Origin of the sequence: Micromonospora sp. R77, assembly GCF_022747945.1 — a bacterium.
GTDB lineage: Bacteria > Actinomycetota > Actinomycetes > Mycobacteriales > Micromonosporaceae > Micromonospora.
This window is the reverse complement of the sequence record NZ_JALDST010000001.1, coordinates 1,700,316-1,726,565: the sequence shown is the minus strand read 5'-3', so window position 1 is coordinate 1,726,565 and position 26,250 is coordinate 1,700,316. Positions and strand designations below refer to the sequence as shown.

Here is a 26,250-nt window from a genome sequence, read left to right as displayed (position 1 = left end):
GACGGGTCACGGGCGGGGCAGCGCCGCCTCGATCAGCGCGTTCAGCTCGACCTCGTGCATCTTCGCCGAGCCCACCGCCGGGGCGGCGGCGGCGGGCCGGGAGATGCGGCGCAGCCGGACCTCGGACAGGTGCTCCAGCAGGTTGAGCGCCACGAACGACCAGGCGCCCTGGTTGGCCGGCTCCTCCTGCACCCAGGCGAAGTCCTCCGCGTTCGGGTACTGCGCCAGGGCGGCCCGGACCTCCTCGACGGGCAGCGGGTAGAGCTGCTCCATCCGGATGATCGCGGTGTCCGTGACACCCCGCTCGGCCCGCGCCTGGAACAGGTCGTAGTAGACCTTGCCCGAGCAGAGCAGCACCCGCTTCACCTGCTCCGGTGCCGGTGCGGCGGTGTCGGCCAGGACCGGGGAGAAGGTGCCGGTGGTGAAGTCCTCCACCGGGGAGACGCAGAGCTTGTGCCGCAGCAGCGACTTCGGCGTGAACACCACCAGCGGCTTGCGCTTCGGCGACAGGGCCTGGCGGCGCAGCAGGTGGAAGTAGTTCGCCGGGGTGGTCGGGATGGCCACCCGCATGTTGTCCTCGGCGCAGAGCTGGAGGAAGCGCTCCGGGCGGCCGGAGGTGTGGTCCGGGCCCTGGCCCTCGTGACCGTGCGGCAGCAGCAGGGTGACCGCGGAGCGCTGGCCCCACTTCACCTCGCCGGAGGAGATGAACTCGTCGATCACCGACTGGGCGCCGTTGACGAAGTCACCGAACTGGGCTTCCCAGCAGACCAGCGCGTTGATGTTCTCCACCGAGTAGCCGTACTCGAAGCCCATCGCGGCGTACTCGCTCAGCAGCGAGTCGTGCACGAAGAAGCGGGACCGCTCGCCGCCGGCGGTGAGCGACTTCAGCGGCAGGTAGTCGTCGCCGGTCTTCGCGTCGACGACCGAGGCGTGCCGCTGGACGAAGGTGCCCCGGCGGGAGTCCTGCCCGGCGAGCCGGACGGTGACCCCGTCGTGCAGCAGCGAGCCGAACGCGATGATCTCGCCGTAGCCCCAGTCGATGTTGCCCTCGACGGACATCTTCGCCCGCCGGTCGAGCAGCTGCTGGATCCGCTTGTGCGGGGTGAAGCCCTCCGGCAGGTTGACGTGCGCCTCGCCGATCGCCTTGACCACGGCGGCGTCGGTGGCGGTGTCGACCTGCGGCTCCGGCTCGTCCTCGCGCTTGGGGCGGCTGAGCTGGCGCGGCGTGGTGGCGGCGTCCCGGGTGGCCTTGAAGACCCGCTCCAGCTGCGACTGGTAGTCGCGCAGCAGTTCCTCGGCGTCCTCCACGGTGATGTCGCCCCGGCCGATCAGCTCCTCGGTGTAGAGCTTCCGCACCGAGCGCTTCGAGTCAATGATCTTGTACATCTGGGGGTTGGACATCGACGGGTCGTCGCCCTCGTTGTGCCCGCGCCGGCGGTAGCAGACCATGTCGATCACGACGTCCTTGTTGAACGCCTGGCGGTACTCGAAGGCCAGCCGGGCCACCCGGACGACCGCCTCGGGGTCGTCGCCGTTCACGTGGAAGATCGGCGCCTGGATCATCCGGGCCACGTCGGTGCTGTAGAGGCTGGAGCGGCTGTACTCCGGGGCGGTGGTGAAGCCGACCTGGTTGTTGACCACCACGTGCACGGTGCCGCCGGTGCGGTAGCCGCGCAGCTGCGACAGGTTGAGCGTCTCGGCGACCACGCCCTGGCCGGCGAAGGCGGCGTCACCGTGCACCGCCAGCGGCAGCACGGTGTAGCCCTCCAGCTTGAGGTCGATCCGGTCCTGCTTGGCCCGGACGATGCCCTCCAGCACCGGGTCCACGGCCTCCAGGTGCGACGGGTTCGCCACCACCGACACCTTGACCTGGTGCTCGCCGTCCGGCGTGCTGAACTTGCCGTTCTGGCCGAGGTGGTACTTCACGTCGCCGGAGCCCTGCGTGGAGCGCGGGTCCAGGTGCCCCTCGAACTCGGAGAAGATCTTCTCGTACGGCTTGCCGACGACGTTGGCCAGCACGTTGAGCCGGCCCCGGTGGGCCATCCCGATGACGACCTCGTCCAGCCCGCCCTCGGCGGACGACTCCAGCACCTCGCCGAGCAGCGGGATCAGCGACTCGCCACCCTCCAGCGAGAAGCGCTTCTGCCCGACGTACTTGGTCTGCAGGAAGGTCTCGAACGCCTCGGCGGCGTTCAGCCGGTTGAGCACGTGCTTCTGCTCTTCCGGGCTGGGCTTCTCGTACTTCCGCTCGATCCGCTCCTGGATCCAGCGCCGCTCCTCCGGGTCCTGGATGTGCATGTACTCGATGCCGATCCGGCGGCAGTACGAGTCGCGCAGCACGCCGAGGATCTCGCGCAGCTTCATCCGCTGCTTACCGGCGAAACCGTTGACCGGGAAGACCCGGTCCAGGTCCCACAGGGTCAGCCCGTGCTGGAGGACGTCCAGGTCCGGGTGCTTGCGGATCTTGAACTCGAGCGGGTCGGTGTCGGCCATCAGGTGGCCGCGCACCCGGTACGCGTGGATCAGCTCGTGCACCCGCGCGGTCTTGTTGATCTGACCCTCGGAGTCGACCGCCACGTCCCGCACCCAGCGCACCGGCTCGTAGGGGATGCGCAGCGAGGTGAAGATCTGGTCGTAGAAGCCGCGCTCGCCGAGCAGCAGCTCGTGCATCACCTTGAGGAACTCGCCGGACTGCGCGCCCTGGATGATCCGGTGGTCGTACGTGCTGGTCAGCGTGATGATCTTGCTGACCGCCAGCTCGGCCAGGGTCGCCTCGCTCATGCCCTGGTACGGCGCCGGGTATTCCATCGCACCGACGCCGATGATGGCGCTCTGCCCCTGCATCAGGCGCGGGATCGAGTGCACCGTGCCGATGCCGCCCGGGTTGGTCAGCGAGATCGTGGTGCCGGAGTAGTCCTCCATGGTCAGCTCGTTGCGGCGGGCGCGCCGGACCACGTCCTCGTACGCCTGCCAGAACTGCCGGAAGTCCATCTGCTCGCAGGCCTTGATGGAGGGGACCACCAGGTTGCGGGAGCCGTCCGGCTTGGCCAGGTCGATGGCGATGCCCAGGTTGACGTGCTCCGGGCGGACCATGGCCGGCTTGCCGTCGACCTCGGCGAAGGAGTTGTTCATCTCCGGGTGCTCGACCAGCGCCCGGACCATCGCGTACCCGATGAGGTGGGTGAAGCTCACCTTGCCGCCGCGGCCGCGGGCCAGGTGGTTGTTGATGACGATGCGGTTGTCCACCAGCAGCTTGGCCGGGACCGCGCGCACGCTGGTGGCGGTCGGCACGGCCAGCGAGGCGTCCATGTTCTGGACGATCTTGGCGGCCACGCCGCGCAGCGGGGTGGTGCCGGCGGCGCTCGCGGTCGGCGCCTTGGCGGCCGGCTTGGCCGGGGCGGGCTTCGCGGCCGGCTTCTCGGCGGCGGGCTTGGCGGCGGCCGGCTTCGCGGGCGCCGGCTTGGCCGGGGCCGGGGCGGCCTTCGCGGCCGGCTTCTCGGCGGCCGGCTGGGTGACGGTGGCGACCGCCTCCTGCTGCTCGGCGGGCTCGGGCCGGGCGGCGGGCTTGGTCTGACCGTCAGCCGGGCGACCGGCGGCGCCGGGGGCGGGTCGGTAGTCGGCGAAGAAATCGTGCCAGGCCGAATCGACGCTCGAGGGGTCGGCGAGGTAGCGCTGGTACATCTCCTCGACGATCCACTCGTTCGGGCCGAAACCCGCCAGTGGGTTCTCCTGCGAAGTCTGCTGGGTCGACACGGCCGGTAATCGCCTCTTTCACGCGGGTTCGTATGTCACGCGGTGTCCTCCCGTGCCGGAAACAGCGACGCACGGAAGACGGTCCCCAGGCTACGCCGTGCGAATGCCCCCGGCATTCTCGCCTCCGGCTGGTGGCCCGTTTCACAGAAGATGCCAGAAGTTCGGCAACCGCTGCGTGCCGTGCCGACTCCTGCTAGTGCCGGACGGCCCCGGGCACGATGTCCCGGGGCCGTCCGACGTGGCAGGTCAGGAGATGTCGCGCCGCCGGATGGTCAGCACGCCGATCGCCCCGGCGACCACGGCGTAGCCGATCAGCACCGCGGCCCCGGCCCAGCGCGGCGGCTGTCCCGGGATGTCAGCACCGCTCACCATCAGCCCGGACGCCAGCGACGGCACCGCCAACTGGAGCTGGTTGATCCAGTCGCCGAACCGGGCGGCCAGCAGGCTGAGCGCGATGCCGGCGCCGATGGTGCCGCCCAGATAGAGCAGGATGCCGGTCACCGTGGCGCCGATCTGGCTGCGGATCAGCACGCCGAGCCCGACCCCCAGCACCGACCAGAGCAGGTAGGCCAGCGCGTTGAGGCCGATCGCCCGCCAGACCGCGCCGCTGCCGAGCTGCGGCCCGACGTCCACCGCGTGCAGCACCAGCGGACCGACGGCCAGGTTGAGCAGCGTGGTGACCAGCCAGAAGAGCAGCGCCAGCACGCCCGCGGCGGCCAGCTTGGCCAGCATCACCGCGGTGCGGTGCGGGGCGGTGAGGAACGTGGTGGTCACCGTCTGATGGAAGAACTCGCTGGTCACCACGACGATGCCCAGCAGCATCACGATCATCAGGCCGAGGAACTGGCCGTTGGTGTAGAGGTTGGCGGCCAGGCTGTCCGGGTTGGCCGCCGCCTGCATCTGCTCGGCCTGGTCCGCCGGCATGTCGGCGGTCGAGCTGGTCACCGTCGCGGCCTGCAACCAGTTGAGCAGCATGGCCACGCCCCAGAGCGGCAGCGTGATCAGGCCGAAGATCCACCAGGTGCTGGTCGTACGGATCTTGAGCAGCTCGGATCGGACGAGGTTCATCGGATGTCCGCCTTTCCGGCCGTCAGTTCCAGGAAGACCCGTTCCAGGTCGGGGCGTTCGGCGGTCAGCTCGTGCAGCTCCACCTTGGCGGTCAGCGCGGCCCGGCCGACCGTCGGGGCGTCCACCCCGGCGACCAGCAGCACGCCGTGCTCGTCGGTGGTGACCGTGGCGCCCTGCTCACGCAGCGCGGCGGTCAGCTCCGCCGCCTGCGGGGTGCGGACCCGCACCTGGCCACCGTGCGTCATCGAGCCCATCACCTGGTCCACCGGGCCCTGCCGGACCAGCTTGCCGGCCGCGATGATCACCACGTCGTCGGCGAGCAGCTGCATCTCCGACAGCAGGTGACTGGAGACCAGCACCGTACGACCCTCGGCGGCGAGCCCCTTGAGGAAGCCGCGCATCCACCGGATGCCCTCCGGGTCCAGGCCGTTGGCCGGCTCGTCCAGGATCAGCACCTGCGGGTTGCCGAGCATCGCGGCGGCGATGCCGAGCCGCTGCTTCATGCCCAGCGAGTAGCCCTTGAACTTGCGCTTCGCCGCCGGGGTCAGCCCGACCAGCGCCAGCGCCTCGTCCGCCCGGCTGCTGGGCAGGCCGGCCGCGGCGCAGATCACCCGCAGGTGGTTGATGCCGGTGCGGCCCTTGTGCGCGCTGGACGCCTCCAGCACCGCGCCCACCGAGCGCAGCGGGTCGGCCAGGTCGACGTACCGGTGGCCGCCGATGGTCGCCGTACCGGCGGTCGGGGCGACCAGGTTGAGCAGCATGCGCAGGGTGGTCGTCTTGCCGGCGCCGTTGGGGCCGAGGAAGCCGGTCACCCGTCCCGGCTCGACGGTGAAGGACAGATCGTCGACCGCCCGGACGTTCTTGTACTGCTTGGTCAGTCCGGACACCACGATCTGGCCGGTACCGGCGTTGGGGCTCCACTGCCCGTCGGACATCGTTCTCCTCTCCTGCCACGGCGCGCGGGGCACGCCGCTGGGACGCCGTTGCGGAGGCGCCGACGAACAGCCTGGCAAGGCCGTGCAACCCGGTCAATCCGGCGCGGTCCGGAGTCTCCTCTCCGCCCTGGGCAGGAGGTGATCATCCGCAGGGATGAGACGTCAGGCCGGCGGCAGGGCGATCCAGGTGGCCCGGGCCCAGCCGAGCAGCGTCCCGGTCGGGCCGTACAGGCTGGAGTGCACCTCGGCCTTGCGGCCCGCGCCGCCGACCGTCGCGCCGGTCACCACGCACGCGTCGCCCGGCTCGGGCAGCGCGGCGACCACGGCGGCGATCCGGCCCAGGACGTACGGCCGGCCGGGGGCGATCACCGCCCAGCCGCCGGGGCAGTCCAGCGCGGCCCAGACCGTCGCCGGGGCCACCGGGTCGGGGGCGTCGAACGGCGCGGCGGTCCGGCCGTCCGGCAGCCGGCCGGGGAAGATCCGCAGGCCGTGCGGGTTCTCCGGGCCGCAGACGTAGCAGCCGGGGAAGGGGTGGTCGACCAGCCCGGGGTACGCCACCGAGGCGGCCTCGGCCGTCGCCCGGTCCACCGGCGGCACCACCGCGCGGAACGGCTCCACCCGGCGTACCTGGGCGACGACGGCGCCCCCCGGGTCGTGGACCTCGCCGTCGACCACGGTCAGCGGCGTCTCCAGGGGCGGCGGCCGGCGCAGGGTCACCTCGACCGGTCCCCGGTCGTCGAGCGCCGCCGCGAACACCCCGGCGCTCCAGCCGCCGTTGCCCGAGCCGGGCGGGCCGGCGAAGCGCGATTCGATGAGCATGGTGTCCTCCGGCTGGTCCGGGTGCCGGCCTCGTCGCCGGGCCCGACCGGCAGCCTCGCACGCCCCGTCCCGGCACCGCGCGCCCGGTGCCGTCGCCGCGCGGGTCGCCCCGGCCTCCCGCGCCGGGTGCCGTTCACCGGATCGACACCCCTGACCACCGCAGCCGGCAACCCGGTGCCCCTACACAGTCCTCATGGCCGTTCTGCATGCCGCTGGTACACCCCTGACGACCAGCGGATACACCCTGCTGATCACCGACGACCCGGCGCTGGTCGGTGCGGCGCAACGCCTGCGTCACGAGGTGTTCGCCACCGAGCTCGGCGCGACCCTGCACCCGGCCGCCGCCGGGCGGGACGTCGACGACTTCGACGCCCACTGCGACCACCTGGTGGTGGTCGCCGACCGCACCGGCGAGGTGGTCGGCACGTACCGGCTGCTGCCGCCGGGCCGGACCGACCGGCGGTACGCCGACGCCGAGTTCGACCTCACCGCGCTCGACCCGCTCCGCGACGACCTGGTGGAGACCGGCCGCTCCTGTGTGCACCCGGACCACCGCACCGGCGCGGTGATCAACCTGATGTGGGCGGGGCTGACCCGCTACTTGCATCTGCGCGGGTCCCGCTGGCTCGGCGGCTGCGCGTCGGTGCCGGTCGCCGACGGCGGCGTCGCGGCGGCCGAGGTGTGGGCCCAGGTCGCCGCCCGGCACCTGGCCCCGCCGCCGCTGCGGGTACGCCCGTGGCGGCCCTGGTTCGCCGAGCCGTCGGCGACCGTCGACCCGGTGGGGTCCGACCCGGCCGTGCGCCTGGGCGCTCGTCCCGCCGCTGCTCCGCGGCTACCTACGGCTGGGCGCGTGGATCGGCGGCGAGCCGGCGTACGACCCGGACTTCCGGGTGGCCGACTTCTACGTGCTCTTCTCGCTGGACCGGATGAACCCCCGCTACCTGCGGCACTTCCTCGGCGGCGGGGAATGAGCGCCCCGCTGTGGCGGCCGGTCTCCGGCTGTGGGCCGGACTGCCTGCCGGTCCCCGGTGAGCCGGCCGTGCCGGCCCGGCGGCGGGTGGGCCGGCTGGTGGGCGTACTCGGGATGGTGCTGGTCGGGGTGGCGACGGTCGTGCTGCTGCCGGTGCTGCCGGCCCGCGAGCGGGACGCGGCGCTGCGCGGCTGGGCGCGGGCGACGCTGCGTGCCCTGGGCGTGCGGCTGGTGGTGCGGGGCCGGCTGCCGCGCCGGGGCCTGCTGGTCGCCAACCACGTCTCCTGGCTGGACGTGCTGGCGGTGCTCGCGGTCTCGCCGGCCCGGCTGCTGGGCAAGCGCGAGGTGCGCGGCTGGCCGCTGGTCGGGGCGCTGGCCGCCGGGGCCGGCACGGTCTTCGTGGACCGGGCCCGCCCCCGCGACCTGCCCGCCACCGTGGCCGGGGTCGCCGCCGCACTGCGCGGCGGCCGTCCGGTCGCGGTCTTCCGGAGGGTACGACCTGGTGCGGCGAGGCCGCGGGCTGCCGGCCGGGTGGCGGGTTCCGGCCGGCGATGTTCCAGGCGGCGATCGACGCCGGGGCGCCCGGTCGTGCCGCTGCGGATCGGCTACCGGTACGCGGGCACCGACGCGGCGACCACGGCCGCCGCCTTCCTCGGCGACGACACCCTGTGGGCCTCGGTACGCCGGGTCCTGGCGGCCCGCGACCTGACCGTGTCGGTGGCGGTGGGCGCGGCGCTGCATCCGGCGCCCGGCGCGGACCGGCGGCTGCTGGCCCGGGTCGCCGAGTCGGCGGTGCACCTGGTGCCGACCGACCCCGACCGGCCGAGGCGGCTGTCCTGCGGCCCCGCGTCGCGTCCGTTCGGCCGAGGATGGCCGCCTGACGGATCCGCGACACGTAACAGTCTTGTTCAGTCGCGATGTATCGCGTTACTCTTCTCTCGTCACCAGACGTGCCGCAGCGGCGCGTCGCCGAGAGGAGTACGGCCATGGCCAGTTGGACGGTCGACAGCCCGCAACGGCTCACCCTGGACGAGCCGGTCACCCGGCTCGACGTCCGGCTGACCACCGGGCGACTCAACGTGGTCGGCACCGACGGCCCGGCCCGGGTCGACGTCACCCAGGTCAGCAGCCGGCCGGTCATCGTCGAGCACCGCGACGGTCACCTCGTCGTCCGCCACGAACACCCCCCGCGCCGGGCCGGGATCCGGTGGTGGCTCGGGCAGCTCGGCCGGCGGTACCGGGCGGAGGTGACCATCGCCGTACCGGCCGAGGCGCCGGCCGACCTGCGCCTGGTCGACGGCGCGCTGGTTGTCTCCGGCCTGCGTCGGGACACCCAGGTGGACGTCACCAGCGGGCAGGTCACCCTGCGCGGTCTGCGCGGCCGGACCGCCGCCAAGGTGGTCTCCGGCCCGGTGGAGGCGCTCGGCGTCTCCGGCGACCTGACCCTGGAGACGGTCTCCGGCGAGGTGATCCTCGCCGAGAGCGCGGCCGACCGGGTGCACGCCAACACCGTCTCCGGGGCGATCACCTGCGACCTGGACAACCCCCGGCACAGCGAGATCCGGCTCAGCACCATCTCCGGCGGCATCACCGTCCGGGTCCGCGAGGACAGCGACCTCGCCGTCCACCTGCACACCACGGCCGGCCGGATCACCAGCGGGTTCCCCCAGGTGGGTGGCGGATCGGGATTCGGTGCGATGAAGGACAGCCACGGGGTCCTCGGCGGTGGCGACGGTAAGCTCTGGGCCTCCGCGACCTCCGGCAGCATCGCCCTGCTGGCCCGCCCGGTCGAGGGTGCCGACGAGGAGAGGGAGCTGCCGTGACCGCCGTGTTCAGCCACGGGCGGCTGCGGCTCTATCTGCTCAAGCTGCTCGACGACGGCCCCAAGCACGGCTACGAGCTGATCCGGCTGCTGGAGGACCGTTTCCTCGGCCTGTACGCGCCGAGCGCCGGCACCATCTATCCGCGGCTGCAACGCCTGGAGGTCGAGGGCCTGGTCAGCCACACCGCCGCCGGCGGCCGCAAGGTCTACGAGATCACCGAGGCGGGCCGGGCCGAGCTGCGGCAACGCGCCGACGAGCTGGCCACCCTGGAGGCCGACATCACCGCCTCCGTCGAGGACCTCTCCGCCCTGGCCGGCGAGATCCGGACCGAGGTCCGTGGCTCGGTCCGCGACCTCAAGCGGGAGCTGCGCGAGGCGACCCGGCAGACCCGCCGGGCCCGCTGGGAACCGCCGCCCACCCGCCCCGCCACCCCGCCGCCGAACGGGGAGGCGCCCCTGCTCGCCGAGTTCGACCAGCGGCTCGCCGCGTTCACCGTCGAGGTCGGCGCGCTGGTCCGGGCCGGTCGGCTCAGCGACACCCAGCTGCGGACCGCGATCCGGGTGCTCGACGGCGCGCTGGACGGGCTGCGCCGGCTGCTGCGCTGACCCGGGTCGCTCACAGGTTGTTTTCAGGAACCGCCCAGCGCAGCCGCAGCCGGGGCGCGGATGATGGGGCGCATGGCGGCTACCCAGACCGAGGCCCGACTGCTCGTCGTCGAGGACGACCCGAACATCCTCGAACTGCTCTCCGCGAGCCTGCGCTTCGCGGGGTTCGACGTGGCGACGGCGATGAGCGGCAGCGCGGCGCTGAGCGCCGCCAAGGACCACCGGCCCGACCTGGTGGTGCTCGACGTGATGCTGCCCGACCTGGACGGCTTCGAGGTCATCCGGATGCTCCGCGAGGGCGGTACGCGTACCCCGGTGGTCTTCCTGACCGCGCGGGACGCCACCGACGACAAGATCCGTGGGCTGACCCTGGGCGGCGACGACTACGTCACCAAGCCGTTCAGCCTGGAGGAGCTGACCGCCCGGATCCGGGCCGTGCTGCGGCGTACCGCCACCGGTGAGCACGCGCCGTCCCGGCTCACCTTCGCCGACCTGGAGCTCGACGAGGAGACCCACGAGGTGCACCGGGCCGGTCAGCGGGTGCAGCTCTCGCCGACCGAGTTCAAGCTGCTGCGCTATCTGATGCTCAACGCCAACCGGGTGCTGTCCAAGGCGCAGATCCTCGACCACGTCTGGAACTACGACTTCCGGGGCGACGACAACATCGTCGAGTCCTACATCTCCTACCTGCGGCGCAAGGTCGACAACACCCAGCCCCGGCTGATCCACACCCTGCGCGGGGTGGGTTACGTGCTGCGCAAGCCGGCGGCGTGAACACGGTCCAGGACGCGAAGGGGCGGCTGCGTTCGGTTCCGCTGCGGGTCAAGCTGGTCGCGGCGGTGCTCACCCTGGTGGCCGCCGCGCTGGTCGTGATCAGCGTCTCCACGACCTTCTTCCTGCGCAACTACCTCGTCAGTCAGGTGGACGGCGACCTGCGGCTCTACACCCGCAGCGTCGCGGACACGCTCAAGCAGTTGCAACCCGGCCAGCGGGCACAGTTCCCCCTGCCCAGCGACTACGTGCTGCTGGCGGTCGACGGTCAGGGCGAGGTGGAGGCCTGGTACTACAACCCCGACCTGCGGGCGGAGGACCTGCCGCCCTGGCCGCAGAACGCGGACGGCTTCCAGGACCTTGCCGGCGATCCCTTCACCGTGCGGTCCCGGGACGGTCACAGCCGCTGGCGGATGCTCTATCTGCAACTGCCCGGTGGACAGATGGCGGCGGTCGGCCAGCACCTCACCAACGTCGACCTCGCGGTGAAGCGGCTCGTCTGGATCGACCTGCTGGTCGGCGGCGCGGTGCTGCTCATCCTGGCCTCGGTCGGCGCGGCGATCGTCCGGACCAGCCTCAAGCCGCTGGTGGACATCGAGCGTACGGCCGCCGCCATCGCCGGTGGCGACCTGACCCGGCGGGTGCCCGACCCGGAGGACGGGCACCCCTGCCCCACCTCGGAACTCGGCCGTCTCGCCCGGGCCCTGAACGCGATGCTCGCCCAGATCGAGGCGGCCTTCACCGCCCGGGCCGCCTCCGAGGCGGCGGCCCGCAGCGCCGAGGTCAGCGCCCGGGACGCCGCCGTCGCCGCCCAGGTGTCGGAGGCCCGGGCCCGCCGCTCGGAGGAGCGAATGCGGCAGTTCATCGCGGACGCCTCACACGAACTGCGCACCCCGCTGACCACCATCCGGGGCTTCGCCGAGCTGTACCGGCAGGGCGCGGCCCGGCAGCCGGAGCAGACCGCCGGCCTGCTGCGCCGGATCGAGGACGAGGCGTCCCGGATGGGGCTGCTGGTGGAGGACCTGCTGCTGCTGGCCCGGATGGACCGGGAACGCCCGATCACGCTGGCCCCGGTGGAGCTGCCGGTGCTGGCGTCCGACGCGGTGCAGGCCGCCCGGGCGGTCGAGCCGGAGCGCCGGATCGAGCTGGACATCGAGCCGGGCGCCGGCCCGCTGGTGGTGCTCGGTGACGACGCCCGGCTGCGCCAGGTGATCGGCAACCTGATGACCAACGCGCTCACCCACACCCCGTCGGACGCCGCGGTGACGCTGCGGCTGCGTACCGAACCGGGGAACCTGGCGGTGGTCGAGGTGGCGGACACCGGCCCGGGGCTGACGCCGGAGCAGGCCGAGCGGGTCTTCGAGCGGTTCTACCGGGCGGACGCGGCGCGGACCCGGCGGGCCGGCGGACCGACCAGCACCGGCCTGGGCCTGGCCATCGTCGCGGCGCTGGTGGCCGCGCACCACGGCACCGTCGAGGTGACCGACACCCCCGGCGGCGGGGCGACCTTCCGGGTCCGGCTGCCGCTGCTGCCCGCCCCGCCGGACGAGGCGGACTGACTTTCAGGAAACTTCCAGGCCGATTCCAGGCTGGTCGCAGTGCCAGCGGAGAAGGTGGATGCATGACCGAGTACGAGACCGACCCGCAGCGGCGGCCGGCTCCCGCGGACGCCGAGCCGTCGCACCCCACCGCCGAGCTGTCCCGTGTCGAGGATGCGCGGCCCGTCGCCGAGGCGCCGGCCAGCGGCCCGGTTCCGGCCGACTCCCCGGCGGCCGGAGCCACCACGGGCAGCCCGGACGCCCCGCCCACCGCCGACCGGGCCGACGCGCCGACCGCCCAGCGGGCCGACACGCCGAGCGCCGACCCGTACGCGCCGCAGGGCGGCAGCCCGTTCGCCCCGCCGCAGCAGGGGCGCCGTCCGGCACCCCGTGGTACGGGGGGCAGCCGCAGACCGGCTGGACCACCGGTACGCAGCAGGGCCCGGCGTACCCGCCGCACGGCACCGGGCCGGTGCCGCCGTACCAGGGGCAGCAGCCGTACCCGGGACAGCCGTACCCCGGGCAGCAGTCCGGGCCGGGACAGCCGTACCCGCCGCACCTCGCCGGGCAGCCGTGGGCCCCGGCGCCGGCCCGCCCGGGCCGGGCGGCCAAGTTCGTCGGCGCCGGTGCCCTGGTGCTGGCGCTGATGTTCGGTTCCGGCGTGGCCGGTGGCGCGCTCGCGCTCGCCGTGGACGGCAACTCCGGCGGCGTGACCCGCACCTACTCGGCCGCGCCGGTGATCAACAGCGCCGACCTGCCGAAGATCGCGGCCGCCGTGCAGGACAGCATCGTGACGATCATGACGGGCAGTGGTGAGGGCTCCGGGGTGATCCTCAGCGCCGACGGGTACGTGCTGACCAACAACCACGTGGTGGCCTCGGCCACCGGCGACACGGTCAAGGTGGTCTTCGCCGACGGCAAGACCGCGCAGGCCAAGATCGTCGGCACCGACCCGAAGACCGACCTGGCGGTGGTCAAGGCCGGCGGGGTGAGCGGTCTCAAGGCGGCGAAGTTCGGCGACAGCGACGGGATGCAGGTCGGCGACCAGGTGCTCGCCCTGGGCAGCCCGCTCGGCCTCCAGGGCTCGGTCACCGCCGGCATCCTCAGCGCCCGGGACCGGACCATCTCCGCCGGTGAGGGCGGCCAGCAGCAGAACCCGCAGCAGGGCGCCAGCTCGATCTCCGGCCTGCTCCAGACCGACGCGCCGATCAACCCGGGCAACTCCGGCGGCGCCCTGGTCAACACCCGGGGTGAGGTGATCGGCATCAACACCGCCATCGCCACCGCCGGGCAGGGCAGCAACGGCAACATCGGCGTCGGCTTCGCGATCCCCAGCAACAAGGCCAAGGACGTGGCCGAGAAGCTCCAGCGCGGCGAGAAGGTCAGCCACCCGTCGCTCGGGGTCAGCGTCAACGCCGCCGAGGACGGCGGGGCGCTGGTCGCGGCGGTCGTCCCGGGCAGTGCGGCCGAGAAGGCCGGCCTCCAGCGCGGTGACGTGATCACCAAGTTCGGTGACGAGCCGGTCAACGACTCCAACGACCTGGTGGGCGCCGTCCAGGCCGGCAAGGTGGGCGACCGGGTCGAGGTGGAGTACAAGCGAAACGGTTCGACGCAGAAGGCAACCGTGACGCTCGCCGAGACGTCCTAACCGATACGGACCTGCCTCCCCTGGGCGGCGGGTGACGGGACCAAGGGGGTTGGTTCCGTCCCGGGCGGCGGCTGACGGACCAAGGGGGTTGGTCCGGCGGCCGCCGCCTTTTCCGTGCTCACCCCTACCGGGTGAGCCGGCTTCACCCCGTCCGGCGGCACCCTCGACGGACCAGCCGCACGGGGAGGGGACGCCATGACCACCACCACCGCCGCCGCCGATCCGCAGATCCAGCGGGACGTGCTGGACGAACTCGACTGGGACGCGCAGACCCGGCCGGCCGAGATCGGGGTGACCGTCGCCGACGGCGTGGTCACGTTGACCGGCTGGGTGGACAGCTACGCCCGACGCTGGGCGGCCGAGCGCTGCGCACACCGGGTGCGCGGCGTCCGCGCGGTGGCCAGCCAGCTGGAGGTACGCCTGGCCGGCGGGGACGAGCGTACCGACGCGGACATCGCCATCGCGGCGAGCCGGGCGCTGGAGTGGGACAGTTTCGTCCCCGCCGAACGGCTGGACGTCACCGTGGCCGACGGCTGGCTGATGCTCCGCGGCGAGGTGGAGTACGGCTTCCAGCGGCGGACCGCCGAGCGGGAGTTGCGCCGGCTGCGGGGCGTACGCGGGATCACCAACCTGGTCGAGGTGCGCGCGTCGGCGCCGCCGAGCGACGAGCAGACCCGCCGCGACCTGGCGCGGGTGCTGGTCCGGCGGGCCGGCGTCGAACGGATCGACATCAAGGTCACCGGCGACACGGTGGTGCTGACCGGGGTGGTCCGCTCCTGGTGGCAGCGGGACGAGGCGGAACGGGCCGCCTGGGCCACCCCCGGGGTCCGCGAGGTGCACGACCGCATCGTGGTGGCCGGCTGAGCCGCCGTTTACCGCCACCGGGGTCGGGAAGACGCCGACGATCACGTTCGGGACCAACGGGAGGGCTCGTGGCCGGAAAGCATCCGCCGCCGGACCGGGTACGCGAGGACCCGCTGCGGATCGCGATGGTGGTGCCGCCGTGGCTCTGCGTGCCGCCCCCGGGTTACGGCGGCCTGGAGCAGGTGGTGGCCGGCCTGGTGGACGCCCTGGTCGGACGCGGCCACGCGGTGACCGTGTTCGGTGCCGGCCGGGAACACGGCACCAGCGCCGACTTTGTCTCCACCGTGCCGGAGCTGCAGTACGACCGTCTCGGCGAGTCGCTGCCCGAACTGGCCCACCTGGCCCGGGTCAACCACCTCGTCACCCCGGCCGACTTCGACGTGATCCACGACCACAGCACCATCGGCCCGCTGGTGGCCGGCCGGCGCGCGGTGCCGACGGTGGCCACGGTGCACGGCAACCCGGTCGGCGAGTACGGCACCGTGCTCGGCGACACCGACCACGGGGTGGGCCTGGTGGCCATCTCGCACACCCAGCGCCGGGCGAACCCGGGCCTGCCCTGGGCCGGCACGGTGCACAACGCGATGCCGCTGGCGGACTTCCCGCACAAGCGCGCGCCGGCCCGGGGGCCGGTGCTCTGGCTGGCCCGGTTCAGCCCGGACAAGGGCCCCGACGTGGCGATCCGGGCCTGCCGGGCGGCCGGCCTGCCGCTGACCCTGGCCGGCAAGTGCAACGAGCCGGCCGAGCGGCGCTACTTCGAGCAGGTGGTCGAGCCGCTGCTGGACGAGGACGTCTCCCTGGTGCTGAACGCCGACCGGGAGGAGACCTTCCGGCTGCTGCTGGACGCCCGGTGCCTGATCATGCCGATCCAGTGGGAGGAACCGTTCGGCATGGTGATGCTGGAGGCGATGGCGACCGGCACCCCGGTGGTGGCGTTGCGCCGCGGCGCGGTGCCCGAGCTGGTCCGTCCGGGGGTGAGCGGGCTGCTCTGCGACCGCGCCGACGAGCTGCCGGCGGCGTTGCGGGAGTCGGTCCGGCTGGACCCGGCCGGCTGCGTGGCGCACATCGCCGAGAACTTCTCCGTCGTGCGGATGGCGGCCGGCTACGAGGCGATCTACCGGCGGTTCGCCGCCGGCCACCGGCGGGAACCGGTCCGGCTCGCGGCCCGCTGACTCCTCAGGTCCGGGCCGCACCCAGCTGCGCCGCGGCGGCGTCGAGCCGGCTCGCGTACGCCGGGCTGACGCTGCCCTCCCGCTGCCGTTCGCCGATCTTGTCGCGGAGCCGGGCCACCGCGGCGGTGAGGTCGGCCTGGTTCGTCGCGGTGGCGGCGATGCGCAGCAGGTTGCGCAGGTCGATGCCGACGTCGCTGCGGATCTGACCGGCCGCCAGGCCCTCCGCGATCAGCCCGTCGACCCGGTCGGCCGCCGCCACCAGGCTGCCGCCCGACGGGGCGGGCGGGCTGCTGGTCACCACCGGCGGCCGGACCCGGGTGGGGGCGGGGACCGGGACGGCGTCCGGGTCGGGGTCGCGGCCGGCGTGGCGGTCGTGGCCGGCACGATCGGGTCGTAGGTGGGCAGCACCTGCGGTGCCCGGGGTTCGTCGCGGAGCAACCCGGGGGCCAGCAGCGCCGCCCCGACGGCCACCGCGACCGCGACCAGCGCGGCCGGCACCGGCCAGCGGCGTCCGCGGGCGGCCCGTCGCCGCCCGCCACCGGCCGGGGTGCCGTCGTCCACCGGCTCGGTGGGCCCGGGTGAGGGCAGCGTGGTCGCCGTCGCGGCGGGCGGTGCGGGCGCGGCGAGCGCCGGCAGGGTCACCGTCGGCGAGAGCATCGTGGCGGCCTGCGGGTCGGCGGGCAGGAGCTGGTCGCGCAGCACCACGGCGACCTGGTGGGCGGTGGGTCGGCGGCGCGGGTCGCGGGAGAGGCAGCGCAGGCAGATGTCGGCCACCGGCGACGGCAGTCCGGGTACGCCGTCCAGCGACGGCGGTTCGCCGGACTCCAGCGCCGCGCCGAGCTGCTCCCAGGTGTCCGCCGGATAGGGCACCTGCCCGGTCAGCGTCTCGTGCAGCAGCACACCGAGCGAGTAGATGTCGGTGGCGGGCTGGGCCGGCGCCCCGTCGAGCCGTTCCGGCGCCACGTACGCCGGGGTGCCGAAGGTGCCGCCGTCCTCGTCCTCGTCGGGGGCGCCGATCCGGGTGGCGATGCCGAAGTCCAGCACCTTGGCGCCGACCTGGGTCATCATCACGTTGGCCGGGGTGATGTCCCGGTGCACGATGCCCAGCCGGTGCGCGGCGGCCAGCGCCTCGGCCACCTCGGCGCCGAGCTCGACCGCCTGCGGCCAGGGCAGCGGGCCCTCGGTGAGCCGGTCCTCCAGCTCCTCCCCGCTGAGCAGCTCCATCACCACGAACGAGGTGATGGAGCCGTCCGGGGCGAGGGTCTCGCCGTAGTCGTGCACGGAGGTGACGTGCGGGTGCACCAGCTGGGCGGCGGAGCGGGCCTCCTCGCGGACCATGTCCCGGAAGCGCGCGTCGGCGGCGAGCGACGGGGCCAGCACCTTCAGCGCGACGATCCGGTCCAGCACCTCGTCGCGGGCCCGCCAGATCACCGACATGCCACCGGCCCCGATCTGGTCGATGAGCCGGTACCTGCGGGCCAGTAACCGGCCGGCGTGCAGTGACGCCTTCACATCGCACCTGCCTGGGCTTGGGAGCGGTATCAGGTTGCGGGAATGTGTCCGACCTGTCAACGGGTGTCCCGTCCGAGGCCGCGGAGGGTCCGACCCGCCGTCGCGGAGTGCGACCGGACGGTCCACCGTGGTGACCGGAGCACCGGGTCGGGACGGCGGGACCGGGCCGGTGGTGAGGGTGCGTGCCAGGATGAACGGCATGGGTGGCGGTCCGGTGGCGTTCGTGCTCGGCGGCGGGGGAGTGCTCGGCGCGGTGGAGGTGGGCATGCTCCGTGCCCTCTTCCGCGCCCGGATCAAGCCGGACATGGTGCTCGGCACCTCGATCGGGGCGGTGAACGGGGCGCTGGTCGCCGCCGACCCGACCGAGGCGGTCACCGACCGGCTGGTCCGGCTCTGGGCGTCCCCCGAGGCCAGCGAGGTGTACGGCGACTCCGTCGCCCGGCAGCTGCGCCGGTTCGCGGCGCGTACCCACCTGCACTCGCCGCGACCGCTGCGCCGGCTGCTGGAGGGCGAGCTGGGGGAGGAGACCACCTTCGCCGACCTGAAGGTGCCGTTCCGGTGCTGCGCGGCGAACATCGAGCGGGCCGCCGAACACTGGTTCCACGACGGGCCGCTGGTGCCGGCGGTGCTCGCCTCCGCCTCGGTGCCGGGCCTGCTGCCGCCGGCCCAGATCGACGGTCAGCACTACATCGACGGCGGCATCGTCAACTCCATCCCGATCGGGGAGGCGGTCGCCGAGGGCGCGAAGCAGATCTTCGTGCTCCAGGTGGGGCGGATCGAGCGGGAGCTGACGCCGCCCCGGCGGCCCTGGGAGATCGCCCAGGTGGCCTTCGAGATCGCCCGCCGGCACCGGTTCGCCCGGGAGATGGCGGCGCTGCCCGACGGGGTGGAGGTGCACGTGCTGCCGACCGGCGGCGGGGAGCCGCGCGACGACAGCCCGTGGGCGTACCGGGACATGGCGGCCGTGGGGCGGCGGATCAGTCGCGCGTACACGGCCTCCCGCCGCTATCTGGACACCCGGCTGGACCACTGATGCCGCTGCCCCCGCGCTGGGTACGTCGGCTGCTGCTCGCCCCGGGCGTGGTGCTGCTCGCCGTCGCGCTGGTCACCACGCTGCCGGTCTGGGCGCTGCTCGCGCTGGCCGCCTCGCCGCTGGTGCCCGGCCGGCTGCGGCCCCTGCGGCTGCTCTGGATCGGCACCGTCTACCTGGTCTGGGACGCGGCGGCGCTGCTCGTCCTCTTCGCTCTCTGGCTGGCGTCCGGCTTCGGCGCGTACAAGCGGTCACCGGCCTTCCAGCGGGCGCACTACGTGGTGGCCGGCTGGTTCCTGCGGGTGATGTTCTGGCAGGCGCGCTGGACGTTGCGGCTGAGCATCGACGTGGTCGGCACCGACCCGGACACCGCGCTGCCCGGCCGGCCGGAGCTGGTGCTCTGCCGGCACGCCGGGCCGGGCGACTCGTTCATCCTCATCCACGCCCTGGTCAACTGGTTCCACCGGGAGCCCCGGATCGTGCTCAAGGAGAGCCTCCAGTGGGACCCGGCGATCGACGTCCTGCTGAACCGGCTGCCCAACCGGTTCATCGCCCCCGGACCGGACGGCCGGGAGGCCGTGGTCGGCCAGATCGGCCACCTCGCCGCCGGCCTGGACGACGACGACGCGTTCGTGATCTTCCCGGAGGGGGGCAACTTCACCCCGAGCCGGCGGCTGCGGGCGATCGCCCGGCTCCGGACGCTGGGCCTGGAGCGGATGGCGCTGCGGGCCGAACGGATGCAGCACGTGCTCGCGCCGCAGCCGGGCGGGCTGCTCGCCGCCCTGGACGCCGCCCCCGACGCCGGGGTGATCTTCGTGGCGCACACTGGCCTGGACCGGATGCTCACCGTGACGGACGTCTGGCGGGAGCTGCCGATGGACAAGCGGATCGTGATGCGCTTCTGGTCGGTGCCGCCCGAGGAGGTGCCGACCGGCCGGCAGGAACGCATCGACTGGCTCTTCGACTGGTGGGCGCGGATCGACCGGTGGATCGCCGCGAACCGGGACGGCGCGATCGCCTGACCCCGCCGCGGACCGGCCTACAGCCGATTGGCAGGAATCCCACGTATGGTGCGCTCGTGGAGCAGATCTGCGTGGTGACGACGGTGGTGGACGCGCGCGGGGTCGCCGACGTGCTGGCGGCGGCGGCCGTCGCCGGGCGACTGGCCGCCTGTGCCCAGGTCGGCGGGCAGGTGGACAGCACCTACTGGTGGCAGAACGCGATCCAGACCACCGCCGAGTGGACGGTGCAGTTCAAGACCGCCCCGGACCGGGTGACCGCCCTGGTCGACCAGCTCCGCGCCAACCACCCGTACGAGGTGCCGGAGATCCTGGTGACCCGGGTGGAGAGCGGCAACCCGGCGTACGCGGCCTGGGTGCACGAGCACACCCGACCCTAGGTACTCCTACTCTGGGCGGCCCTTGACGCGGCCACCATGCTGTGCGGGTGGAGAACACCGGCTACCCCTGTCCCGGCTGCGGCGCGCCCGCCGATCTCGTCGCCGGGTGCCCCGGCTGCGGTCGCCCGCCGTACCCGCCCGCCGCGGAGGTGGTGCGGCTGGACCGGCAGATCGCGACGCTCACGCCGGAGGTGGAGCGGGCCCGGGTGACGTACCAGGAACTGCTGGGCCGGTTGGGCACCGCCCGGCAGCGCCGGTCCGAGCTGGCCGCCCGGATCCGGGCGGAGATCCCGCCGCCGAACCCGGCGCGGCCGGTCCCGGTCCGCCCCGCGACGGTGCCGGTCGGGCCCGCGACGATGCCGGTCGCACCCCAGCCGGTCGGGCCGCCGCTGACGGGGTACGCCGCACCGGCGGCCCGGCCCGGCCGGCCGGAGACCTCGACGCGGACCGTGCAGGGGCTCCTGTTCGTCCTGGGTGGACTGCTGCTCGGCACCGCGGCCGTGGTCTTCACGGCGGTGGCCTGGGCGGCGGTCGGCGTGGCCGGTCGGGCGCTGATCCTCGTCGCGCTCACCGGGCTCACGCTCGCCGTGCCGCTGGTCGCCCGGTGGCGCGGACTGCGCGGCACCGCCGAGACGTTCGCCGCGGTGGGGCTGCTGCTGGTGCTCCTCGACGGGTACGCCGCCTGGAGCGTCGACCTCGCGGGGGTGGCCGACTGGCCCGGGACCCGGTATGCCGCGCTGGTCGGGGGCCGGCGCGGCGATCGCCGCCGGGTACGCGCTGCTCAGTCGGCTGACCGTGCCGTGGTTCGCGGCGCTGCTGGTGGCGCAGCCGGTGCTGCCGCTGCTCGTCGCGGCGGCGCGACCGTCCGCCGCCGGCTGGGCGCTGGTGCTCACCGTGGTGGCGCTGGGTGACCTCGTGGTGGTGGTCGCCCTGCGCGGCCGGGGCGGTGCCGCACCGGCACCGGTCGGCGTCACGGTGGGGGGCGGGGTGACCGGTGGGGGACCGGTCCACCCCGCCCCGGCGGGGATCGGGGTGCGGCGGCCGGCGGGGGTCGGTCGCCGCACCGCCGGCTCCGGTGACCGCCCCGGCCGGGTCGACGGCGGTCGCCGCCGGTCGGGTGCTCGGCTGGCTCGGGTACGCGGTCGCGCTGACCGTCGCCGCCGGCTGCGCGCTGGTGCCGCTGGCCTGGGGGCGGGCCGCCGGTACGCCGCTGCTGGCCGGGGGTCCGTTGCTGGTGGTGGCGCTGGCCCTCTTCGGCGGCGCGCTGCTGGCCGGTGGCCGGACCTTCCGGGCGGTGACCGCCGGGCTGCTGGTGCCGGTGCTCGCCACCGCGCTGTTCCGGCCGGTCGCCGCGCTGCGTCCGGGGCTGCTGCTGGTGGCCGCCGGGGTGATCGTGCTCGCCCTCGCGGGGGCGGTCCGGCTGCTGCCGGCGCGGCTGCGTACCGGGCCCCGGATCGGTGCGCTGGTGGTGGCCGCCGGGCTGGCCCAGGCGGTCGCGTCGCTCACCGCCTACCAGGCCGGTCGGGTGGTGGACGGCTCACTGCCGGCCTGGCGGGCGCCGGTGAGGTGCCCGCACCGCACTGGGGCTGGCAACTCCCCGTCGCCGTGCTGCTCACCGCCGGGGCGGCGGCGGTGCTGCTGCCCCGGGCCGCCCGGCCGGTGGTCGGGGTGGTCGGCGGTGCGCTGACCGTGCTGGCCGCTCCGGCGGTCGCGGCCACCCCGTGGCCGGTGGTGGTGGCGGTCGACCTGCTGGTCGGCGCGGTGCTGCTGCTGGCCGCCGTGCGGCGTCCCACCGCCCGGTACGCGACCGTCCTGGCCTCGGCGCTGGCCGGCGCCGTGCTGACCGGGCACGCGCTGCTGGTGGCGTGCGCCGACCCGGCCGCGCTGGGCGGGGCGCTGGTGGTGGTCGTCGCGGTCGGACTCGCCGCTGCGGCCCGGGGCCGGCGCGGCCTCGGCACCCAACCGGCCGTCGGCGGCAGGTGCGCTGCTCGCGGCGGCGCTCGCCGTACCGGCCGGAGTGGCCGTCGGGCTGTTCGCCGTCGGGGTGCCGGCCTGGTGGCAGCTGCGGGGGACGGCCGCCGCCGCCGGGCTGCTGGTGGTCGCCACGCTCGCGGTCCGTCGCCGCTGGCCGGACCTGCTCGGGTACGCCTCGGCGGGGCTGGCCGTGACCCTCGTGCTGCTCGGCGTGGCGCCGCTGGTCGTACCGGCCGACGAACCGGTGGCGAGCTATGCCGCGCTGGGTGTGCTGCTGGCGCTGGCCTCCGGTGGCGGAGACCGGCCGGCCCTCGCCCCCCGGGCGGCGGGTGTCACGCTGGCCGGGCTCGCCCTGCTGGTCACCGCCCCGGTGGTGCTGCGGGTGCTCGCCGAACTGCCGGTGCGGCCCTGGTCGGGGTGCCCACCGTGGACCGGGTGCCGGGGGTCTGGGGTGCCGGGTCGGCGCTGCTGCTCGGCGCGGCCGGGGCGGCGTACCTGCGGATCCTTGCCGGGCGGCGGCGGCTGCCGGCCCTGGTCGCGCTGCCGTTCGGTGCGCTGGCGCTGCCGGTGCTGTCGACCGCCGTCCGGGCGCCGTGGCCGGTGACAGCGGCCGTCGCGTTCGCGGTCGGGGTGGCCGCGCTGTTGGTCGCGGCGCTCGCCAGGCCGCATCGGGCGCTCGTGCCGGTCGCGCTGCCGGTGGGCATGATGCTCGGCGGGACCGGGTTCGGCGGCCTGCTCGCCACCCGGGCCGGGACGCTCGCCGGCCTGGGTGTGCTGGTCGTCGCGGCGGCGGTCGTCGGTACGGCCGGCCGGCAGGCGGCCACCCGGATCGCCGGCTGGCCGGCGGCGGTGCTGGCGGCGACCGGCTTCGCGGTGACCGCCTCGCTGGCCGGCGGGCTGCCGGTGCGGACCGCCGCGTTCGCGGTGCTGGCGGTCGCCGTGGCGGCACTGCACGCCGCGCCGCTGCTGGCCCGGCGGGAGCCCGGCGGGGCGGCCACGGTCGGGCCGGCGGTGACGGCCGTCGGGCAGGCGGTGGCGGTGCTGGCGGTCCTGCTGACCTGGGGAGCACCCCGGTACGCGGCGGCGGTCTGCGGGCTCTGGGGGTGGCGGTCGCGCTGCGGGTGCTGCGGCGGGGTGAGTCGCCGGCCCGGCGGCGGGCCTTCGCCGCCGTCGCCGGCGTCAGCGAACTGCTCGGCGGCTGGCTGCTGCTCGCGGCCGGCGGGGTGGTGCTGCTGGAGGCGTACACCCTGCCGGCGGCCGGCCTGGCCCTCGCCGCCGGCCTGGTGGCGCTCGGTGCCCGACCCGGGCTGACCAGTTGGTTGGCGCTCGGCCCGGGGCTCGTCGCGGCGCTGCTGCCCAGCCTGGTCTCGGTGCTGGTGGCCCCCGACCCGCAGCCGTGGCGGCGGCTGGCGCTCGGCGCGGCGGCGGTCGCCGCAGTGCTGGCCGGGGCGGTCCGGCGCTGGCAGGCGCCGGTGCTGCTGGGCAGCGCCACGCTGGTGCCGCTCGCCCTGCACGAGCTGGCCCGGGGCTGGGACCTGCTGCCCCGGTGGATCTTCCTCGCGGTCGGCGGGCTGGCCCTGATCGCGCTGGCCGCCACCTACGAACGGCGCCGGCGCGACCTGAACCGGCTCCGGACCCTGGTCGGCCGGATGGGGTGAGGGTAGGGACGGCCCCACCACCGGTCCGGGGGTTGTCAGGATTACCCAGGGCGACCGTGCCGGCCAGAATCGGTTACCGAGGGTCGCGCCGGTCGGCGCGACCCCGCACCGACGACGGGAGCGCACGGATGACCGCCCTGACCCTGACGGAGCCCCCGGTACGCCGGGGTAGCGACTACGCCCACCTGTCGCGGCGGATCGCCGAGGCCGGCCTGCTGGACCGCCGCCCCGGCCGGTACGTGGTGCGGATCGTGCTCACCCTGGGCGCCTTCCTCGCCGGCTGGGCGGGCGTGGTGGCGCTCGGCGACTCGTGGGCGCAGCTGCTGCTCGCGGTCGGCATGGCGGTGGCCACCACGCAGGTGGCGTTCCTCGGGCACGACGCCGGTCACCGGCAGATGTTCCGCCGCCGTGGGCCGAGCGAGCTGGCCGGGCTGATCGCCGGCAACCTCGCCGTCGGGCTCAGCTACGGCTGGTGGGTCGACAAGCACAACCGGCACCACGCCAACCCGAACCACACCGACGAGGATCCGGACGTCGGGGCGGGCGCGCTGGTCTGGACGTACGGGCAGGCGGCGGCGACCCGGGGGGCCGGCCGGTGGGTGGCGGCCCGGCAGGCGTGGTTCTTCTTCCCGATGCTGCTGCTGGAGGGGCTGGCGCTGCACGTGGCGAGCGTCCGGGCGTTAGTGGGCCGAGGACCGGACGGCCGGTGGGCCACCCCGGTCCGGCACCGGGCGGTGGAGGCGGTGCTGCTCGTCGCGCACGCCGTCGGCTTCCTCGGGCTGCTGTTCGCGGTGATGTCGCCGGTGCGGGCGCTGCTCTTCGCGGTCGTCCACCAGGCGCTGTTCGGCCTCTACATGGGCTGCGCGTTCGCCCCGAACCACAAGGGCATGCCGATGCCGACCGCCGACGACGACCTCGACTTCCTGCGCAAGCAGGTGCTCACCTCGCGCAACGTACGCGGTGGTCGGTTCGTGGACACGGCGCTGGGCGGGCTCAACTACCAGATCGAGCACCACCTCTTCCCGAACATGCCCCGCGCCAACCTGCGCCGGGCACAGCCGATCGTCCGGGCGTACTGCGCCCAGGTGGGCGTCGGGTACGCGGAGACCGGGCTGGTCGAGTCGTACCGGCAGGCGCTGGCCCACCTGCACGAGGTCGGCCGCCCGCTGCGGGCCGGCTGAGAATGCCTGCTCACCGCCTCCCGGTAGGGTCGTCCCATGGCAGACGTGCTCACCGCGGAGGCGGTGCGAGACGAGCTGGACGGGTTGGCGGAGTGGTCGGGTGATCCGACCGGGATCAGTCGTACCGTCGAGCTCGGTAGTTTCCCGGCCGCCGTCGCGGTGGTCGACCGGGTCGCCGAGGCGGCCGAGGAACTGGACCACCACCCCGACATCGACATCCGATGGCGGACGCTGACCTTCCGCTGCGTCACCCACTCGTCCGGCGGGGTCACCCACCGCGACGTGGAGCTGGCCCGGCGGATCGACGAGATCGTCCGGAGCGCCCGATGAGATTCGAGATCAGCAAGGTGCTGGACGCCATCGAGGGGCGGGTCTGCACCGACCCCTCCCTGGCCCGCGCCGTCGTCGACCTGGCCGAGGTGATCCGCTGGCAGGACCTGGACGGCGGCCGGCCGGCCAGCCTGCTCCGGCTCGGCATGGTGATCGACGCCCTGGCCCGCCAACTGGAGGAGGACAGCGTCCCGGTCTATGCCGTCGTGCACCGGGCCCTGCTCTCCGACGCCGACCTGACCTCCAACGAGCGGATGGTGGTGCGCCGCTGGGCCGACGACGGCCTGGTCGAGGTGCTGGACCAGCCCGGCGACCGGATGCTGGAGGTGGCCGACCTGCTCGGCCTGCCCATCCTCAGCCGGGTCCGGTTCGACGGGCTGGGTGGCCGGTTCCCGTGGCTCGGGCAGCCCGGCCGGGTGCTCGCCCCGGTGCCCGGCGCCGGTGGGCCGGTGTTCATCGCGCACGTCGGTGGCGGGCAGAGCCCGGCGTCCGGCAGCCGGTCACCGGTCGGCGCGAAGCTGCTGGCCCGGCAGTGGCGCTGCCCGAGCCGGGCTGTGCGCTCTTCGGCGGCGGTGGGGGCGGCGGCGCCTTCGCCGACCTGGCCCGGGTGGACCGCGCCCCGGCCGGCCAGCCGCCGCCCACCCTGCGCGGCGGCGTGCCGACCTGCCCCGGCACGGCACCCGGCTCGGCGACGCCGGGCCGCGACCGCGTACGGAGGTGCTGGCGGTGCGGATCGGCGGGCTGATCCGGCGCCGCTTCGTGCTCACCGAGGCGCAGCCGGTGCTGGTCGGCCGCGCGCCGGACGCCACCGGCGGGATCACCCTCGGCCAGTGGCTCAACGACGAGTCGCGGCGGTGGATCAGCCGCAGCCACGTCCGCTTCGAGCTGCGCGTGGGCGAGGTGGTGGTCACCGACACCAGCACCAACGGCTCCGGCATCCGGCCGGGCGGCTCGATGGCCGAGCCGGACCGGCTGACGCTCGCCCCGCAGCAGTCCCGGGTGCTGACTGAGGGCGACATCGTGGAGCTCTACCCCGGGGTGCAGATCGGCCGCGCCGACGAACTGCCCAGCGGCGCCCCGTTCACCCCCACCTCGGTGATGGCCGAGGCGCCCACCATGGCGATGCGGCTGCCGCGTCCCTGACGCGGAAACGACGAAGGGCGCCGGGACCATCACGGTCCCGGCGCCCTTTCGCGTACG

The 26,250-nt window shown here is 74.5% G+C and carries 19 protein-coding genes and 6 pseudogenes; 19 read left to right on the top strand and 6 right to left on the bottom strand.

Annotation, left to right across the window (positions count from 1 at the left end; all coding sequences use genetic code 11):
* Window positions 1-6: 6 nt before the first annotated feature.
* The 4 genes from MRQ36_RS07845 to MRQ36_RS07830 form a co-directional block, all read right to left on the bottom strand.
* Window positions 7-3,753: a multifunctional oxoglutarate decarboxylase/oxoglutarate dehydrogenase thiamine pyrophosphate-binding subunit/dihydrolipoyllysine-residue succinyltransferase subunit gene (locus tag MRQ36_RS07845; RefSeq protein WP_242794202.1), complete on the bottom strand. Its 3,747-nt coding sequence runs from the start codon at window positions 3,751-3,753 to the stop codon at window positions 7-9.
* A gap of 246 nt (window positions 3,754-3,999) precedes the next feature.
* Window positions 4,000-4,821, bottom strand: a complete 822-nt coding sequence (locus MRQ36_RS07840) for an ABC transporter permease (RefSeq protein ID WP_242794201.1) — start codon at window positions 4,819-4,821, stop codon at window positions 4,000-4,002.
* Window positions 4,818-5,756: an ABC transporter ATP-binding protein gene (locus MRQ36_RS07835; RefSeq protein WP_242794198.1), complete on the bottom strand. Its 939-nt coding sequence runs from the start codon at window positions 5,754-5,756 to the stop codon at window positions 4,818-4,820. Before MRQ36_RS07835 ends, MRQ36_RS07840 begins: the two co-directional genes overlap by 4 nt.
* A gap of 162 nt (window positions 5,757-5,918) precedes the next feature.
* On the bottom strand, window positions 5,919-6,575 hold the full coding sequence (locus MRQ36_RS07830) for a hypothetical protein (RefSeq protein WP_242794197.1): 657 nt from the start codon (window positions 6,573-6,575) through the stop codon (window positions 5,919-5,921).
* 193 nt (window positions 6,576-6,768) lie between these two features.
* Between MRQ36_RS07830 and MRQ36_RS07825 the strand changes: the two are divergent.
* The 10 genes and pseudogenes from MRQ36_RS07825 (at window position 6,769) to MRQ36_RS07785 (ending at window position 15,966) form a co-directional block, all read left to right on the top strand.
* Window positions 6,769-7,546 (top strand): annotated as a pseudogene (locus tag MRQ36_RS07825) (GNAT family N-acetyltransferase).
* Window positions 7,543-8,403, top strand: a pseudogene (locus tag MRQ36_RS33200) (lysophospholipid acyltransferase family protein); the annotation flags it as partial. The pseudogenes MRQ36_RS07825 and MRQ36_RS33200, both read left to right, overlap by 4 nt.
* Before the next feature lie 128 nt (window positions 8,404-8,531).
* Window positions 8,532-9,368, top strand: coding sequence for a DUF4097 family beta strand repeat-containing protein (locus MRQ36_RS07815; RefSeq protein WP_242794195.1), 837 nt, complete (start codon window positions 8,532-8,534; stop codon window positions 9,366-9,368).
* Window positions 9,365-9,973: a PadR family transcriptional regulator gene (locus MRQ36_RS07810; RefSeq protein WP_242794194.1), complete on the top strand. Its 609-nt coding sequence runs from the start codon at window positions 9,365-9,367 to the stop codon at window positions 9,971-9,973. Before MRQ36_RS07815 ends, MRQ36_RS07810 begins: the two co-directional genes overlap by 4 nt.
* Window positions 9,974-10,045: 72 nt before the next feature.
* Entirely contained in the window at window positions 10,046-10,747 is a 702-nt protein-coding gene (locus MRQ36_RS07805; RefSeq protein WP_242794193.1) for a response regulator transcription factor, read from the top strand.
* Window positions 10,744-10,909, top strand: a pseudogene (locus MRQ36_RS34365) (two-component sensor histidine kinase); the annotation flags it as partial. The gene MRQ36_RS07805 and the pseudogene MRQ36_RS34365, both read left to right, overlap by 4 nt.
* Window positions 10,910-11,058: 149 nt before the next feature.
* Window positions 11,059-12,303 (top strand): annotated as a pseudogene (locus MRQ36_RS07800) (sensor histidine kinase); the annotation flags it as partial.
* 62 nt (window positions 12,304-12,365) lie between these two features.
* Window positions 12,366-13,930: pseudogene (locus MRQ36_RS07795) on the top strand (trypsin-like peptidase domain-containing protein).
* 195 nt (window positions 13,931-14,125) lie between these two features.
* Window positions 14,126-14,794 carry a BON domain-containing protein gene (locus MRQ36_RS07790; RefSeq protein WP_242794191.1) on the top strand — a complete coding sequence of 223 codons (669 nt, stop codon included), beginning with the start codon at window positions 14,126-14,128 and terminating at the stop codon, window positions 14,792-14,794.
* Window positions 14,795-14,919: 125 nt separating this feature from the next.
* Complete coding sequence (locus tag MRQ36_RS07785) at window positions 14,920-15,966, top strand: glycosyltransferase family 4 protein (protein ID WP_242800920.1); 1,047 nt, start codon at window positions 14,920-14,922, stop codon at window positions 15,964-15,966.
* A gap of 4 nt (window positions 15,967-15,970) precedes the next feature.
* Here the strand turns inward: MRQ36_RS07785 and MRQ36_RS07780 are convergent, their stop codons facing one another.
* Both MRQ36_RS07780 and MRQ36_RS07775 read right to left on the bottom strand, forming a co-directional pair.
* Window positions 15,971-16,267 (bottom strand): hypothetical protein, encoded by a 297-nt coding sequence (locus MRQ36_RS07780; RefSeq protein ID WP_242794190.1) that lies wholly within the window; start codon window positions 16,265-16,267, stop codon window positions 15,971-15,973.
* Window positions 16,261-17,478 carry a serine/threonine-protein kinase gene (locus tag MRQ36_RS07775; protein ID WP_242794189.1) on the bottom strand — a complete coding sequence of 406 codons (1,218 nt, stop codon included), beginning with the start codon at window positions 17,476-17,478 and terminating at the stop codon, window positions 16,261-16,263. Before MRQ36_RS07775 ends, MRQ36_RS07780 begins: the two co-directional genes overlap by 7 nt.
* A 199-nt stretch (window positions 17,479-17,677) precedes the next feature.
* Between MRQ36_RS07775 and MRQ36_RS07770 the strand changes: the two genes are divergently transcribed.
* From MRQ36_RS07770 to MRQ36_RS07730, 9 genes and pseudogenes are all read left to right on the top strand, one after another.
* Entirely contained in the window at window positions 17,678-18,511 is an 834-nt protein-coding gene (locus tag MRQ36_RS07770) for a patatin-like phospholipase family protein (RefSeq protein ID WP_242794188.1), read from the top strand.
* On the top strand, window positions 18,511-19,530 hold the full coding sequence (locus tag MRQ36_RS07765; RefSeq protein ID WP_242794187.1) for a 1-acyl-sn-glycerol-3-phosphate acyltransferase: 1,020 nt from the start codon (window positions 18,511-18,513) through the stop codon (window positions 19,528-19,530). Before MRQ36_RS07770 ends, MRQ36_RS07765 begins: the two co-directional genes overlap by 1 nt.
* A gap of 56 nt (window positions 19,531-19,586) precedes the next feature.
* Window positions 19,587-19,907, top strand: coding sequence for a divalent-cation tolerance protein CutA (cutA, locus tag MRQ36_RS07760; protein ID WP_242794185.1), 321 nt, complete (start codon window positions 19,587-19,589; stop codon window positions 19,905-19,907).
* Window positions 19,908-19,954: 47 nt separating this feature from the next.
* Window positions 19,955-20,818, top strand: coding sequence for a hypothetical protein (locus MRQ36_RS07755; RefSeq protein ID WP_242794184.1), 864 nt, complete (start codon window positions 19,955-19,957; stop codon window positions 20,816-20,818).
* A gap of 164 nt (window positions 20,819-20,982) precedes the next feature.
* Window positions 20,983-21,594: a hypothetical protein gene (locus MRQ36_RS34360; RefSeq protein ID WP_374249910.1), complete on the top strand. Its 612-nt coding sequence runs from the start codon at window positions 20,983-20,985 to the stop codon at window positions 21,592-21,594.
* A gap of 541 nt (window positions 21,595-22,135) precedes the next feature.
* A complete protein-coding gene (locus tag MRQ36_RS34355) occupies window positions 22,136-23,539 on the top strand; it encodes an SCO7613 C-terminal domain-containing membrane protein (RefSeq protein WP_374249909.1) in 1,404 nt (467 codons plus the stop codon).
* A 128-nt stretch (window positions 23,540-23,667) separates the two neighbouring features.
* On the top strand, window positions 23,668-24,720 hold the full coding sequence (locus MRQ36_RS07740; RefSeq protein WP_242794179.1) for an acyl-CoA desaturase: 1,053 nt from the start codon (window positions 23,668-23,670) through the stop codon (window positions 24,718-24,720).
* 36 nt (window positions 24,721-24,756) lie between these two features.
* Window positions 24,757-25,050 carry a 4a-hydroxytetrahydrobiopterin dehydratase gene (locus MRQ36_RS07735; protein WP_242794178.1) on the top strand — a complete coding sequence of 98 codons (294 nt, stop codon included), beginning with the start codon at window positions 24,757-24,759 and terminating at the stop codon, window positions 25,048-25,050.
* Window positions 25,047-26,193, top strand: a pseudogene (locus MRQ36_RS07730) (FHA domain-containing protein). The gene MRQ36_RS07735 and the pseudogene MRQ36_RS07730 overlap by 4 nt, the downstream one beginning before the upstream one ends.
* Window positions 26,194-26,250 lie beyond the last annotated feature (57 nt).